The sequence below is a fragment of the Psychrobacillus sp. NPDC096623 genome, from assembly GCF_044762655.1.
Lineage (GTDB): Bacteria > Bacillota > Bacilli > Bacillales_A > Planococcaceae > Psychrobacillus.
In genome coordinates this window covers 1-14,493 of record NZ_JBIWER010000006.1, presented here as the reverse complement: position 1 = coordinate 14,493, position 14,493 = coordinate 1, and the positions used below count along the sequence as shown (strand labels likewise).

Below are 14,493 nucleotides of genomic sequence, written 5' to 3'. Positions count from 1 at the left end.
CTTGATATTGAGAATTTAGTAGGGGTATAATAGTTATGTAAAATGTGTCTAAAGTGTGAGAAAAGGGGGAAGAAAGTATGAAGAGAGAAAGTTCGGTCTGGAAACAAATTTTTATTGGTTCTATTATTACTCTTGTAATAATCTTCGGTTTATATTTTTTAGCTCATGAAGATGAACAGGAAGTAGCGGACCAAGGCGTTTCAAATGTAGAAGAAGTCGTAGAGGATAAAAAAGAGGATTTAAAATCTGATGAGAAGGAAGCTCCAAATCCATCTCAGTCCGATATAAAAGTAGAGTATGCTTCTACTGAATGGGCTACACATGGTGGAGACTATTACAATCGAAGATACTCGATGTTAAACCAAATTACGACTGAAAATATTGGTGATTTAAAACCAACTTGGGTTTCAAGTTTGGGATCGGGAGCGGAAGGTAAACATTCGGGAGAAGCTACACCAATTGTAGTAGATGGTATTATGTATATCGCTACAGGAGCAAATGATGTTTTTGCAATTGATGCAAAAACCGGAGAACAAATTTGGGCATACAATCCTGATATTCCGCAAGACATGGATACGGTCTGCTGTGGATGGACAACTCGTGGAGTTGCAGTCGGAGATGGTAAAGTGTTTGTCGGATTACTCGATGCACGCTTAATCGCTCTTGATCAAAAAACAGGAGAAGTTTTATGGGAAACTAAAGTAGGTGAGTGGGAAGAAGGCTACACGATAACTAGTGCACCACTTTTTTATAATGGAAAAGTATATACTGGGGTAGCTGGAGGAGAATATGGTATTCGTGGTCGCGTAATGGCATATGATGCAGATTTAGGTTTTGAAGTTTGGCGTTTCTATACAATTCCTGGTCCAGGTGATATTAACGGGGATACATGGCCATCAGATAATGATGCTTGGTTGACGGGTGGAGGTCCAGTATGGAATACACCATCAGTAGATCCAGAGCTTGGCTACATATACTTTGCAACTGGTAATACTGCTCCGGATTTAGATGGAAGTAACCGTGAAGGAGATAACTTATACGCAAACTCTGTAGTTGCTGTAAATGCTGAAAACGGAGAGTATGTATGGCATTTCCAACAAGTACATCACGATATATGGGATATGGACCCTGCAAACCCTGTCATCCTTTATGATGTAGAAATGGATGGAAAAATGCGTAAAGGACTTGGTCAGGCTGGTAAAACTGGTTGGGTATATCTATTAGATCGTACGGATGGAACACCACTGGTTGGGATTGAAGAAAAACCTGTACCACAGGATGAGCGACAAAAAACAGCAGCAACACAACCGTTCCCTGTTGGAGATTCTTTTGTTCCTCAAGCTGTAACAGAGGAAGATATTAAGAAAGATTTATCCTCTGATTTCTCAGGGGAGATTGGAAGTATTTTCACACCATTTTGGGATGTCCCAGTCACACTTAAGCCAGGACCATCTGGAGGAGCGAATTGGCCGCCTTCAGCTTTCAATCCTGAAACAGAATATTTTTATGTATTAGGTAATGACACATATATGTCGTTTGAAAGAAGTGAATTAGAGGAATTTAAAGAAGGCGATCAATATTTTGGAAGTATTTTTGGACCAATTCAAGATGCTCCTGTTCGTGGGACTCTTACTGCAATAGATGTCAAAACAAACAAAATTGCATGGCAGAAAAACTGGGATTCTCAGCCGTATAGTGGAGTTCTAACTACTAAAGGAAATCTTGTTTTTGTAGGACATAATGATGGACGTTTAATCGCATTCGATGCGAAAACAGGTGACCAAGTTTGGGAATATATGATGGATGCTGGCGCAAATGCTCCGACTATCACATATGAAATTGACGGAGAGCAATACATCAGTATTTATGTTGCGGGGAATGCTCTTGCAGGTACCAAACATGGAGATAAAGTGTACACATTTAAACTTGGTGGAAATTTACCGGTAGGTCAAGTAATTAAATTTCCATCTAAAAGTACAAAACCAGTAGAAGAATCAACTGAAGGGGATACAGTGAGTGCAAAACCTGATAAAGGTATCTCTGTTTATGACTCTAACTGTTTAGCTTGTCATGGCAATCAAGGCGCAAATGGTCATAATGGTCCAAACCTACAAAATAGTAAAGTTTCTGAAAGTAAAGAGCAAGTAGTGGCTCGCATAACAGAAGGTGGCTCTTCTATGCCTTCCTTTAAGGATACATTGACAAAAGAAGAGATAGAGGCTGTTGCAGCCTATGTGGTGGATGTAATTTCTCCACAGGGAGAATAGAGCAGGAAAAGATTACTAGCTACTCATTAAGTTGTTATTCAAACTTAGTGAGTGGTTTTTTTTTATCTAAATCACGAATTTCTTTAGGATAGTTTATTGCTCTTTTAAGTAACTGTTTTTCTGAATTTACGACAACTTCACGGAAAGGATTACTTGCCAAGAAAAAGGGTAAATAGTGTATACTTAGTTCAATAGTTATGGAGAAGGGGATTTTTATGAAAAAAAATTATCCAGATGACGGTTTAGCCTTACATACAGACTTGTATCAAATAAATATGGTAGAGGCCTATTGGGCCGATAATATGCATGAACGCAAAGCTGTGTTTGAATTGTTTTTCCGCAAGCTACCATTTGGTAATGGATACGGAATTTTTGCAGGGCTCGAGAGATGTCTAGATTATTTGCGAAATTTTCACTTTAGCGATAGTGATTTAGAATATTTGCAGGAAGACCTTGGATACAGAGAAGACTTTATTGCGTATTTGCGTACTGTTCGTTTTACTGGAAATGTATATTCGATGGTTGAAGGGGAGCTAGTGTTTCCGAATGAACCAATTATTCGGATTGAATCTACACTTGCAGAAGCGCAGCTAGTAGAAACAGCATTGCTTAATATAGTCAATTATCAAACGCTAATCGCAACTAAAGGTTCTCGTATAAAACAAGTGATTAAAGATGAAATTGCGATGGAGTTTGGTTCTAGGCGTGCACAAGAGATGGATGCGGCAATATGGGGAACGCGAGCTGCATACATAGGCGGTATTGACGGAACGAGTAATGTGAGAGCAGGGAAAAAGTTCGGTATTCCTGTTTCTGGCACACATGCTCACTCATTAGTACAAGCATACAAAGATGAATATGAGGCTTTCCATTCCTATGCGAAGCGTCATAAAGATTGCGTATTTTTAGTGGATACATATAATACGCTGAAAACGGGAGTGCCGACTGCTATAAAAGTAGCAAAAGAGCTTGGCGATAAGATTAACTTTATCGGAATCCGTCTAGACTCAGGTGATATTTCGTTCCTTTCTAAGGAAGCAAGAAAAATGTTGGATCAAGCTGGTTTCCCTAATGCAAAAATAGTTGTTTCCAATGACTTGGATGAATATACGATTCTTAACTTAAAAGCACAGGGAGCGAAGGTGGATAGCTGGGGTATTGGAACAAAGCTAATCACAGCGTATGACCAACCGGCACTTGGAGCTGTTTATAAAATTGTTTCCATTGAAAATGAAGCTGGAGTAATGGAGGATACGATTAAGATTTCTTCTACTACTGAAAAAGTTACAACTCCTGGCCAGAAAAAACTTTATCGAATTATCGATAAAGAAAATGGTAAGGCAGAAGGAGACTATATTACGATGCATGATGAAGATCCAACGCATGAGGAACGCTTGAAGATGTTCCACCCAGTGCATACATTTGTCTCTAAATTTGTGACGAATTTTGAGGCAAAGGATTTACACCGAAAAGTGATTGAAAATGGTCAAGTAATTTATGAAATTCCGGAGCTATCGAAGGTTCGTGAATATGCGCATGAAAATCTTGATTTGTTATGGGATGAGTACAAACGCTCTCTAAACCCTGAGGAATATCCAGTAGATTTAAGCCAAAAATGCTGGGATAACAAAATGCGTAATATTCAAGAGGTTAAGGAGATGGAATATAAATTTATCGAACAAAATGGAGGTAGGTATTAATGTCAGCTAAACAACAAGAAATAATAGCCGCTTTAAAAGTGAAGCCGACCATTGATATTCAACAAGAAATACGTATTAGTATTGATTTTATGAAGGAGTATTTAAAAAAACATCCTTTTTTGAGAAGTATGGTTTTAGGCATTTCCGGTGGGCAGGATTCTACATTAGTGGGGAAGCTTGCACAGCTTTCCGTTGACGAATTAAACAAAGAGTTAGGTGAGGATAAATATTCCTTTATAGCAGTAAGTTTGCCATATGGTGTTCAATTTGATGAAAAGGATCGGCAGGATGCACTAGCTTTTATAAAGCCGAGTAAACGTTTGACGATTAATATTAAAGGTGCGGTGGACGCAAGTAAAAAAGCTTTAGATGAAGCAGGAATAACACTATCTGATTTTGCTAAAGGCAATGAAAAGGCTCGTGAGCGGATGAAAGCTCAATACTCTGTCGCTGCAATGTTTAATGGGATTGTTCTTGGTACGGATCACGCAGCAGAGGCTGTCACTGGTTTTTATACAAAATACGGAGATGGAGGGGTAGATATCGCCCCAATCTTTCGCTTAAACAAGCGCCAAGGCAAGCAGTTATTAAAGGAATTAGGCTGTCCTGAGCATCTGTATACGAAAATTCCTACAGCGGATTTAGAAGAAAATAGACCTGCTTTACCAGATGAAGTAGCGCTAGGAGTAACATATGAAGTTATTGATGATTATCTAGAGGGAAAAACGGTCTCGACGGAAGCACAAGAAAAAATTGAAGGTTTTTATAATAGATCTATGCATAAGCGTCATTTACCAGTCACAGTTTTTGATGACTTTTGGAAATAACATCATACTAACGATAAGTCGAGCTGTCGATTAAAAAGACAGCTCGATTTTTTGTTTTCTATTTGTACTTAAGGCAAATTTTGGGTATGCTTATATTGTATTGTATAAATTTTCACACAAATCTATTTATAGGGGATCTGAGGGGGAAAATGGATGAGAGAAAGAGAACAGATAGAATCAATCATTGAAAATATAGAAAAGGTAATGATTGGTAAAAAGGATATAGCACAGCTTGCCGTTGTTGCATTATTGGCACAGGGGCATGTGTTGTTAGAGGATGTACCAGGGGTAGGGAAAACGATGATGGTGCGTGCGCTTGCGAAATCAATTGGAGCTGATTTCAAAAGAATTCAGTTCACACCGGATTTGTTGCCTTCTGATGTATTGGGTGTATCTATTTACAACCCAAAGGAAATGGAATTTGAGTTTAGACCTGGACCTATATTAGGAAATATTGTACTAGCGGACGAAATCAATCGAACATCTCCTAAAACGCAATCAGCGCTGCTAGAAGGGATGGAAGAGGCATCCGTTACAATTGATGGAGTCACGATCCCAATTCCGAAGCCATTTTTCGTTATGGCAACGCAAAATCCGATTGAACATGAAGGAACCTATCCGCTACCAGAAGCACAGCTAGACCGTTTTTTATTGAAATTAAAGATGGGTTATCCGCATCCGAGCGAAGAAATTGAAGTGTTAAATAGATTAGAGCACGCATCACCGATTGATACATTATTGCCAGTCATCTCCCTCAAGGAATTAATTGAGCTACAAAAACAAGTGAAGCAAGTAAAAGTAGATGGAACGATGAAGGGCTATATTGTAGATTTGGCCAATCGTACAAGACAGGATACTTATATTTATCTAGGGGTTAGCCCACGTGCATCTATTGCATTGATGCGTGCATCACAGGGACTTGCCATGCTTCACGGCAGAGATTATGTTACTCCAGATGATATACAGTATTTGATGCCTTATGTATTTGGACACCGGGTCATTTTACGCCCAGAAGCACGATACGATGGGATTTCATCGGAAGAGGTGCTTGCTCGAATTGTGAAACGTACACCGGTCCCGATTAAGAGGGCTGTAAGTCAATGAAGCTATTGTTTAGTCGGTGGAGGAGGATTCGAGGAGTAGTAGGCGTACTATTTCTGCTAGTAGTAGCATTTATATACGCCATGTTTCAAGGAGGATTTGTTAGCTGGTTTTTGTTTTATTTAATCATCCCAATTTCTTTGTATTCGCTGCTATTATATATGAATTCTTTAACCGATATTTCTGTTGAGCGAATAATTGAAACACGTAAAGTGCAAAGCGGTGGAAGATTCTCTGCGACTATTCAGGTAACTAGAAAAAGTCGTTTTCCGTTAATGTACGTTCAGCTGGAGGAGAAGGTGAGTCCTTCCCTTGCCTCACAAGCGTCTTGGAAACAGCTTATTTTTTGGGGTATGAGAAAAGAGTTTTCATGGACCTATGAAATAGAACATATTCCACGAGGGGAGCATGTTTTAGTAGGGACGAGCATGCAAGTAAGTGATATGTTTGGATGGGTGAAAAAGGAAGTATTCATTACCAATCCTAAAACAATTCTGGTGTTTCCTAATTTAACGGAGATGGTTTATATTCCTATTGAGACGAGATATGACCAAGGAGCAGCTGCTTCTAGAATTCAAGCGATGAAAGATACATCGATGGCGACTGGCGTTAGATCCTACCAGCCAGGCGACCGAGTATCATGGATTCACTGGAAGTCCTTTGCGAGAACACAAACATTAAAAACAAAGGAATTTGAAGATCGCCAATCACAGGATATGTTCGTTGTGATTGACCGAACTCCTTCCCCATTGTTTGAAGAAGTGGTCGATTTAACGGCATCAATTATGCAAGCGATTGTCAGACACCAAGCATCCTCTGCATTTCTCTCAGTCGGTTCAGAGCGAATGTTTTTACCAGAGGTTCAGACGGACCAGCATCTGCAGAGGGTGCTATACCATTTAACAAAAGTTCGAGATGACTTAACAAAACCACTGGATCAGGTCTTTTTGCATGACCAATCTCTGTCTAATGCAACAACACTTTTATATGTTACTAGTAACCTAACGTATGAATGGATGGATAGTGTACAAAAAAGTGCAACAAACCTCCGTGCATGTACTTGTTTTGTTGTCAAAACCAAAACGGAAAAAGCGACAAAAGAGCAAAATGCTATGTACAAGTATGCGGCAAGTAGAGGATTTCAGGTACAAACCATTACGAAGGATCGTTTTGCCCAAGCCTTTCTGGAGGTGAAACGCACATGAGTAAAAAAACAAAGGAATACTTCCTATCTGGATTTATTTATTTGTTCGTTTTTATCCTAATGTTGGAGTGGTTAAAGCCAGTCATTGTACTCACTGATACCGATTATTTAAGTTTATTTGGTTGGTTTTTAGTTATCTCCTTTGTGTTTTATCTTTTGAAATTGAAATGGCTATACGTATTTCCTATTAAGGTAGTATATATGTGTTGGGTAATCGTACATATCTATACAGATTTTTCTTTCTTATCGTTAGAGAGTTTTAGATTACTAGTGGAGATGTTCATAGATAATATTACTTCTATGTTAGGAAGAAACTGGTCTGATGTAACGGACCCCTTCCGAACATTTTTGTTTTTTATTTTGTTATGGATGACTACTTATTTACTAAACTATTGGATCCGAGTTCGTAAAAACTTAATGCTATTCTTTCTTTTCACGGTTTTATTTATAACGATTTTGGATACGTTTAGTCCATATAGTGGAGAGAAAAGTATCATTATTGTACTAACGGCTGGATTTATCATATTAGGACTGTTATATGCTCAAAAAATGATGCATGAGCAAGAGGGTAGGCTTCATGGTGCATTTTTAGCAGTTAGTATTGGAAGCTTGTTAACTGTAATTGTTATTAGCAGTGCGCTTGCCTATGTATTACCTAAAGCAGGTCCAAGTTGGCCAGATCCAGTGCCTTTTCTATTGTCATCTAGCCCAAATGCATCGAACGGCGATGCTGGAAGAGGTGTGGGTGGAGCTACACAAAAAGTAGGTTATGGAGAAAATGATGAGCGCTTAGGGGGGGCATTTGCGAACGATAATACCCCTGTATTTTATGCTGCTACACCAACAAAGCAATATTGGAAGATTGAAACAAAGGATACGTACACTTCCAAAGGGTGGGTGAATTCAGAAATAGAGTCTCCGATTTGGAAGAGTTTTGAGCTTGGAGAGCCGATTGAATCTGACATACTTCCTGGGATGGAAGGTGAACTATTAGTAGCGAGCATTTACATGTCCCAATCTTATCCTTTTATCATGCAACCCTATGGAATCGAACAAGTGAATTCAGGGGTGCCATTTACGTTATCAATGGACGTAAGTACCCAAAAACTATATACCATCGATGGGGGCAATGAGACGCCTATATCCATGTATGATGTAACGTACAATGAGCCAGTGTATAGCTTAAAAGCACTTAGAGAGGCAGTACCGAAAAACTTAGAGGGATTATCCAGTGACTTCGATCGCTATTTACAGCTTCCTGAAACATTACCAACCAGAGTAAAAGAGCTGGCAGCTTCTATCACTTCAAATAGTGACAGCTTATATGACAAAGCAAAATCAATTGAGCGGTATTTCCAGTTAAATGGTTTCAGTTATAATCAGGATCTGGCTGCGATTCCAGAAGGTAATACGGATTACGTGGATCAGTTTTTATTTGATACCAAGATAGGTTATTGTGATAACTTCTCGACATCGATGGTTGTGCTGTTACGTTCAGAAGGAATTCCTGCGCGTTGGGTGAAGGGCTTTGCACCAGGAGAAGTAGTGGACCGTGAAAATGGACTGCCAGTTTATGAGGTAACCAATAATAATGCTCACTCATGGGTAGAAGCCTATTTTCCGAATGTCGGTTGGATGACGTTTGAGCCAACTATTGGATTTTCGAATGCTGTCAATTTAAATTATGATGTAGATACTAAAAAAGATGAATTGGAAACACCTGAAAATACTCCTGAGAAAACACCTGAAAAACCTCAAGAGGACAAAGAAGAGAAGGAAATTTCTAAAGGATTTACAGAAATCATGAGCAACATGGCTAAATGGTTATCTGATCATAAAGCTCTTATTTTTTGGACGATAGTCGGTTTGGCATTAATTTCTATGCTTGCTTATCATTATCGGAGAAAGTGGTTAGTTAAAGTATTAATACCGATTAACCGCATGCGTAAAAATGATTGGGATACGTTTGAAAAAATGTATCTTCAGTTATTAAAACAGTTGGATGCATATGGAATAACAAGAGAGCCGGGACAGACGTTATCTGCATATGCAAAATATGTAGATGCAGGTTTTGGAGAAACCCATATGAGCAAGTTAACGGCTGCCTACGAAAAAGGTTTATATGGTAATAGTAAAGAAGGTATAAATTATGTATCAATGAGAGAAAGTTGGGAAAATTTAATCAATCAGCTTAGCGGTTGATTTTGAGGGCAACTACCTGTAAACTAAAGTCAAATAAAATGACCAATGTTGCCCTCGTATATGTCCGATGATATGGTTCGGATGTTTCTACCAAGTTGCCATTAACAACTTGACTATGAAGGTGGATGCAGTCATGTCTTTTTCAGACATATGCATTCACCTTTTTGATGTAGAGAACATAAACGCGTAGAAAGAGGTATGCTTTCTGACGCGTTTTTTTTATCATTTTAAGGTTATAGAGGATACAAGTTGGATTACTTTAAAGAAGAGGTGGAGCTAATGTCTTTAACACCATTGTTAAAAGAACAAGAAAAAATTGTCGTTCTAGATTTCGGAAGTCAATACAACCAACTAATCACCCGTCGTATTCGTGAGTTTGGCGTATATAGCGAATTGCTTCCACATACAGTAACTGCTGAAGAATTGAAAAAAGTGAATGCAACAGGAATCATTTTCTCAGGTGGACCCAATTCCGTTTATGATGAAAATGCATTTCATATAGACTCTGCTATTTATGACTTAGGTGTGCCAATATTAGGAATATGCTATGGTATGCAACTGATGTCTCAACATTTCGGTGGGAAAGTAGAAAAAGCTTCTCATAGAGAATATGGTAAAGCGGAGATTAATGTGAAAAATTCAACGCCGTTATTTGGGCAGCTTCCGGAAAAGCAAGTTGTTTGGATGAGTCATGGAGACCATGTAACAGTGGCACCTGAAGGCTTTGAAGTAATAGCTACGAGTCCATCTTGTGAAGTGGCTGCAATGGCAAATGAAGCGAAAAACTTCTATGCTGTACAATTCCACCCTGAAGTAAGACATTCAATTTACGGAATTGAGTTAATCCGTCAGTTCGTATTTGATGTTTGCCATGCGAAAGGCGACTGGTCAATGGAAAGCTTTGTAGAAATGCAGCTGCAAAACATTCGCCAAGAAGTCGGAGATAAAAAGGTTCTTTGCGCATTAAGTGGTGGAGTGGATTCTTCTGTTGTTGCGGTTTTAATCCATAAAGCAATTGGTGACCAACTAACTTGTATGTTTGTAGATCATAACTTAAACCGTAAAGGTGAAGTGGAACAAGTTATGAAGACTTTCACAGAAGGTTTTAACATGAATGTTATCAAAATCGATGCTCGTGAACGCTTCATGAACAAATTAGCTGGTGTTTCAGATCCAGAGAAAAAACGTAAAATTATCGGGAATGAATTTATTTATGTATTCGATGAAGAAGCTTCTAAGTTAGACGGAATGGATTTCCTGGCACAAGGAACTCTTTATACAGATATCATTGAGTCTGGAACTGCCACAGCTCAAACGATTAAATCTCACCATAACGTTGGTGGACTTCCTGAAGATATGCAGTTTAAACTAATTGAGCCGCTAAAAACTTTGTTCAAAGATGAAGTGCGCGCTTTAGGATTAGAACTTGGTCTTGATGAAAAAATCGTTTGGCGTCAACCTTTCCCAGGTCCTGGTCTAGGAATTCGTGTATTAGGTGAAATTACAGAAGAAAAATTAGAAATCGTTCGTGAATCTGATTTCATCCTTCGTGAAGAAATTGCAAAAGCTGGACTTGACCGTGATATTTGGCAGTACTTCACCGTGCTACCAGACATCCGTAGCGTAGGAGTAATGGGCGATGCACGCACGTACGATTACGCAATCGGTATCCGTGCAGTAACCTCTATCGACGGGATGACTTCTGACTGGGCACGTATCCCATGGGATGTTCTAGAAAAAGTAAGTGTTCGCTTAGTCAATGAAGTACCTCACATTAACCGCGTAGTGTACGACATTACGAGTAAACCACCAGCAACTATTGAGTGGGAATAATTAAAAGAAGCTTAGAATCCTTGAATTAAAAGGGTTCTAAGCTCTTTTTTCTTACGATTGCAAACGAGCAACTACGGGAGATAGCTGGAATATTTGTTTTTCTCGAAAAAGCCTTTAACTCTCCCGAAATGAAAACTTTCAAAGAAGTTTTCTAAATCAATATTTAAAACAAAGCGTTTATTTCGATGTGTTTGAGCGTTCGTAAGTATACTTTTTTCTCTTTCGAAGGCATAAGAAATAGTTGAATTTATCTATACAGATAAGAAGCGAAAGCCCCAAATATTATTGTAATGCTTGCGAAACACAAGCCAAAAATCTAGCCACACGTTATTAATGATTCTACTTTATTATACAATAATTGTAAATTTATAATAAAGTGCACAAAACAAGTGAATTGTACACTTTATAAAAGTTAATTTTTTCGGTTAATATAATGATTAGAAGTAAGTTTATGACGAACTGAGGAGTTAACTGGTACATTTATAATGTTTTTCAATCTATTAGCAACTTCTCAATTCATATTAGGGTATAAGTGTCCGTAAGTTCCTAATGTGGTTTGTATATCTTCGTGTCCTAGTCTGTCACGAATCACCAAAGTATATTATAGTTGGTGGTCAGATTCTCATTAAAGACAAGAAAAGTAGGTGAACAAAATGGGGAAATATCAATTAGATACCAAAGGTAAGGCGGCTGTGGCAAAGTATCATGAAATACACAAGCCTGCCCAATTTGATAAAAAGCAGCAACTTGAAAAAATACGTGCGGAGTATTTGAAAAAAAAGCAAAAACAAACAGATAAATAACATGAATGAAAACATAGGAAGAATAAGATCTGCCTATGTTTTTCTAGTTCGAAGTTCTCTTTTTCAATTGATAGAGTTTATTACTCTCCTAAATTTCAGATTCGGTGACAAAAAACTCGTCATCATATATCCATTCCTCGCTAATTGATTTTGACATTGAAAGGAAATAGCCATTATTCAAATTGAAAACGTTGGAAACAGGGGTTCACTAGATACAATTGAGGACAATAACTACAAGATATGAACGGATTTTTCTGTTTTTATAAAAATCTTAAACCATTATATATCAATGGTTAACCGCGTACTGTATGACATTACGAGTAAACCACCAGCTACTATAGAGTTGGAAGAGGATATAATCCATTGCAAGGATTATATAGTATGAAAATTTAAAAAACGAACTATTATCTAAAATAACTAAAAATTGTTCGGATTTGGTATTGATTTTCTAAAATAATGATGTTATATTACATACATAATTTAATTATGTTGTCGTATAACGTTGGGAATAAGGCCCAAAAGTCTCTACCGAATCACCGTAAATGATTCGACTACGATTAAGAGGAAGAAGTATAATTCTTCTCTTACTTGAGATACTTAAGCATACGACTGATTCTGTCGTATGCTTTTTTCTGTTATACAGGCAATAACTGGAGGAAATTATGAAAAAGTATTTTCAATTTGAAGAGCTAGGTACAAATTATCGCAACGAGATTATCGGTGGTTTAACTACTTTCTTGGCAATGGCGTATATTTTAGTCGTTAATCCAATGACCTTATCTCTAGAAACGGTAGAGGGCTTACCGGAATTTATGTATATGGACAAAGGTTCTATATTTACAGCTACAGCAATCGCAGCAGCAATCGGTTCAATTCTTATGGGAGCAATCGCCAGATATCCAATTGCCCTAGCACCAGGTATGGGACTTAATGCATTCTTTGCGTACACAGTAGTATTAACTTATGAAATTCCATGGCAAATCGCTTTAACGGGCGTACTTTTCTCAGGTATTATCTTTATTATTCTTTCATTGTCCGGAATTCGTGAAACAATTATTAACGCAATCCCAGCTGAGTTAAAATATGCAGTTGGAGCAGGGATCGGATTGTTTATTACGTTTGTTGGTCTACAAAACTCTAAAATCATTGTTTCTAATCCGGCAACAGTAGTTGCATTAGGTGATTTATCGGATCCTAATATTTTGTTAACTATCTTTGGACTTGTTATTACAGTTATTATGATGGTAAAAGGTATTAAAGGCGGAATTTTCTACGGTATGCTGATTACTGCTATTGTCGGAATGATCTTCAGCTTAGTAGCGCTACCTGATGCAGTTGTTGGAAGTGTTCCAAGCATGGGACCAACATTCGGTGCTGCATTTGATGTATTCTTCGATAATCCAACAGCGTTACTTACAACTCAGTTTTTAGTAATCGTATTAACTTTCTTATTTGTAGATTTCTTTGATACAGCAGGAACATTAATTTCTGTCGCAAACCAAGCAGGATTAATGAAAGACGATAAATTACCACGCGCTGGTAAAGCGTTATTGGCAGATTCCATTGCAACTGTAGCAGGCGCAGTATCCGGGACTTCAACTACTACTTCCTATGTAGAGTCTACTGCAGGTGTTGCAGCAGGTGCTCGCACAGGATTTGCAGCAATCGTTACCGGTGTACTTTTCCTACTATCATTATTCTTCTATCCTGTATTAAGTGTCATTACTTCTTATGTAACAGCACCAGCATTAATTATTGTAGGGGTGTTGATGGTATCTGCGTTAGGGCAAATTGATTGGAAGAGATTCGAAGTTGCTGTTCCAGCGTTCTTTGTTATTCTAGCAATGCCACTGACGTATTCAATTGCAACAGGTATCGCAATCGGATTCCTGTTCTACCCAATTACAATGATCGTAGCTGGTAGAATAAAAGAAATTCACCCGATCATGTACGGTCTATGGGTAGTATTCCTTTGCTACTTTATATTCCTATAAAAATTATCACTAGAGAGGGGCATCTTGCCTCTCTTTTTTATTTCTTCTATATAGAAGTATTTCTTCAAACCTCTTAAAAGTAATTCGAAACAACATTGATCTCGACTCCAATCGATTCTTTAAAAAGTAATTATGAAATTTATCCAGAGTTCTAATTCGAAAATTGAGAGAGAAATGTATAGTGTAAGTTATATAGTGGTTAAAATTAGATTCATAAAATAAAATGAAATTAAGAAATTTAGATGGATTTAAGTTAAGAGATAGGTACATTACATTGTTGGAAATCCAGTGTTTTAAGGGGGTTGAATCAATTCTGTTTAATTGTTGCATTTGTCAGAATAAAGTGTTATCATGTTTTACATACATTTTTTATGAAAAGGTGTTGACGAAGTTGTCAAAAGGGTGTTAAGATACAAAGGTCGCTGAAACAAGACGACAACTTAAACAACATGAACATTGAAAACTGCACATGCAAAACGTTAAGAAATATAGCTTGAAAGATTAACTTGATTAATCTGATAGCAAAACAATTTGGACATCATTTAATGATGATGCCAGCAAA

At 37.8% G+C, this 14,493-nt stretch carries 10 protein-coding genes, 1 pseudogene and 2 riboswitches; of the genes and pseudogenes, 10 read left to right on the top strand and 1 reads right to left on the bottom strand.

Features of this window, described 5'->3' with window-relative positions; genetic code table 11:
• Window positions 1-77: 77 nt before the first annotated feature.
• From ACIQX2_RS15240 to guaA, 7 genes are all read left to right on the top strand, one after another.
• On the top strand, window positions 78-2,267 hold the full coding sequence (locus ACIQX2_RS15240) for an outer membrane protein assembly factor BamB family protein (RefSeq protein WP_402852187.1): 2,190 nt from the start codon (window positions 78-80) through the stop codon (window positions 2,265-2,267).
• Between the two features lie 215 nt (window positions 2,268-2,482).
• The gene (locus ACIQX2_RS15235; RefSeq protein WP_402852184.1) at window positions 2,483-3,967 is read left to right on the top strand and encodes a nicotinate phosphoribosyltransferase; all 1,485 of its coding nucleotides are present in this window, start codon (window positions 2,483-2,485) and stop codon (window positions 3,965-3,967) included.
• Window positions 3,967-4,794, top strand: a complete 828-nt coding sequence (gene nadE, locus ACIQX2_RS15230) for an ammonia-dependent NAD(+) synthetase (RefSeq protein ID WP_402852181.1) — start codon at window positions 3,967-3,969, stop codon at window positions 4,792-4,794. The genes ACIQX2_RS15235 and nadE overlap by 1 nt, the downstream gene beginning before the upstream one ends.
• 153 nt (window positions 4,795-4,947) lie before the next feature.
• Window positions 4,948-5,898: an AAA family ATPase gene (locus ACIQX2_RS15225; protein WP_402852178.1), complete on the top strand. Its 951-nt coding sequence runs from the start codon at window positions 4,948-4,950 to the stop codon at window positions 5,896-5,898.
• The gene (locus tag ACIQX2_RS15220) at window positions 5,895-7,100 is read left to right on the top strand and encodes a DUF58 domain-containing protein (protein WP_402852175.1); all 1,206 of its coding nucleotides are present in this window, start codon (window positions 5,895-5,897) and stop codon (window positions 7,098-7,100) included. Before ACIQX2_RS15225 ends, ACIQX2_RS15220 begins: the two co-directional genes overlap by 4 nt.
• Window positions 7,097-9,301, top strand: a complete 2,205-nt coding sequence (locus ACIQX2_RS15215; RefSeq protein WP_402852172.1) for a transglutaminaseTgpA domain-containing protein — start codon at window positions 7,097-7,099, stop codon at window positions 9,299-9,301. The genes ACIQX2_RS15220 and ACIQX2_RS15215 overlap by 4 nt, the downstream gene beginning before the upstream one ends.
• Window positions 9,302-9,335: 34 nt before the next feature.
• A riboswitch (purine riboswitch) is annotated at window positions 9,336-9,437 on the top strand.
• Window positions 9,438-9,580: 143 nt separating this feature from the next.
• Window positions 9,581-11,134, top strand: coding sequence for a glutamine-hydrolyzing GMP synthase (guaA, locus tag ACIQX2_RS15210; protein WP_402852743.1), 1,554 nt, complete (start codon window positions 9,581-9,583; stop codon window positions 11,132-11,134).
• Between the two features lie 412 nt (window positions 11,135-11,546).
• Here the strand turns inward: guaA and ACIQX2_RS15205 are convergent.
• Window positions 11,547-11,729 (bottom strand): annotated as a pseudogene (locus ACIQX2_RS15205) (site-specific integrase); the annotation flags it as partial.
• A 58-nt stretch (window positions 11,730-11,787) separates the two neighbouring features.
• On the opposite strand from ACIQX2_RS15205, the gene ACIQX2_RS15200 reads away from it, so the two are divergent.
• The 3 genes from ACIQX2_RS15200 to ACIQX2_RS15190 all read left to right on the top strand — a co-directional run bounded on the left by ACIQX2_RS15200 (window position 11,788) and on the right by ACIQX2_RS15190 (window position 13,931).
• Window positions 11,788-11,937 (top strand): hypothetical protein, encoded by a 150-nt coding sequence (locus ACIQX2_RS15200; protein WP_402852169.1) that lies wholly within the window; start codon window positions 11,788-11,790, stop codon window positions 11,935-11,937.
• Between the two features lie 262 nt (window positions 11,938-12,199).
• Window positions 12,200-12,322: a GMP synthase (glutamine-hydrolyzing) gene (locus ACIQX2_RS15195; RefSeq protein WP_402852740.1), complete on the top strand. Its 123-nt coding sequence runs from the start codon at window positions 12,200-12,202 to the stop codon at window positions 12,320-12,322.
• A gap of 87 nt (window positions 12,323-12,409) precedes the next feature.
• Window positions 12,410-12,511, top strand: a riboswitch (purine riboswitch).
• 88 nt (window positions 12,512-12,599) lie between these two features.
• Entirely contained in the window at window positions 12,600-13,931 is a 1,332-nt protein-coding gene (locus tag ACIQX2_RS15190) for an NCS2 family permease (protein ID WP_402852166.1), read from the top strand.
• Window positions 13,932-14,493 lie beyond the last annotated feature (562 nt).

Bases quoted from the DNA above. Each gene is read 5' to 3' on its own strand.
- ACIQX2_RS15240 (WP_402852187.1), top strand. From the start codon at position 78: ATGAAGAGAGAAAGTTCGGTCTGGAAACAAATTTTTATTGGTTCTATT.
- ACIQX2_RS15235 (WP_402852184.1), top strand. From the start codon at position 2,483: ATGAAAAAAAATTATCCAGATGACGGTTTAGCCTTACATACAGACTTG.
- nadE (WP_402852181.1), top strand. From the start codon at position 3,967: ATGTCAGCTAAACAACAAGAAATAATAGCCGCTTTAAAAGTGAAGCCG.
- ACIQX2_RS15225 (WP_402852178.1), top strand. From the start codon at position 4,948: ATGAGAGAAAGAGAACAGATAGAATCAATCATTGAAAATATAGAAAAG.
- ACIQX2_RS15220 (WP_402852175.1), top strand. From the start codon at position 5,895: ATGAAGCTATTGTTTAGTCGGTGGAGGAGGATTCGAGGAGTAGTAGGC.
- ACIQX2_RS15215 (WP_402852172.1), top strand. From the start codon at position 7,097: ATGAGTAAAAAAACAAAGGAATACTTCCTATCTGGATTTATTTATTTG.
- guaA (WP_402852743.1), top strand. From the start codon at position 9,581: ATGTCTTTAACACCATTGTTAAAAGAACAAGAAAAAATTGTCGTTCTA.
- ACIQX2_RS15200 (WP_402852169.1), top strand. From the start codon at position 11,788: ATGGGGAAATATCAATTAGATACCAAAGGTAAGGCGGCTGTGGCAAAG.
- ACIQX2_RS15190 (WP_402852166.1), top strand. From the start codon at position 12,600: ATGAAAAAGTATTTTCAATTTGAAGAGCTAGGTACAAATTATCGCAAC.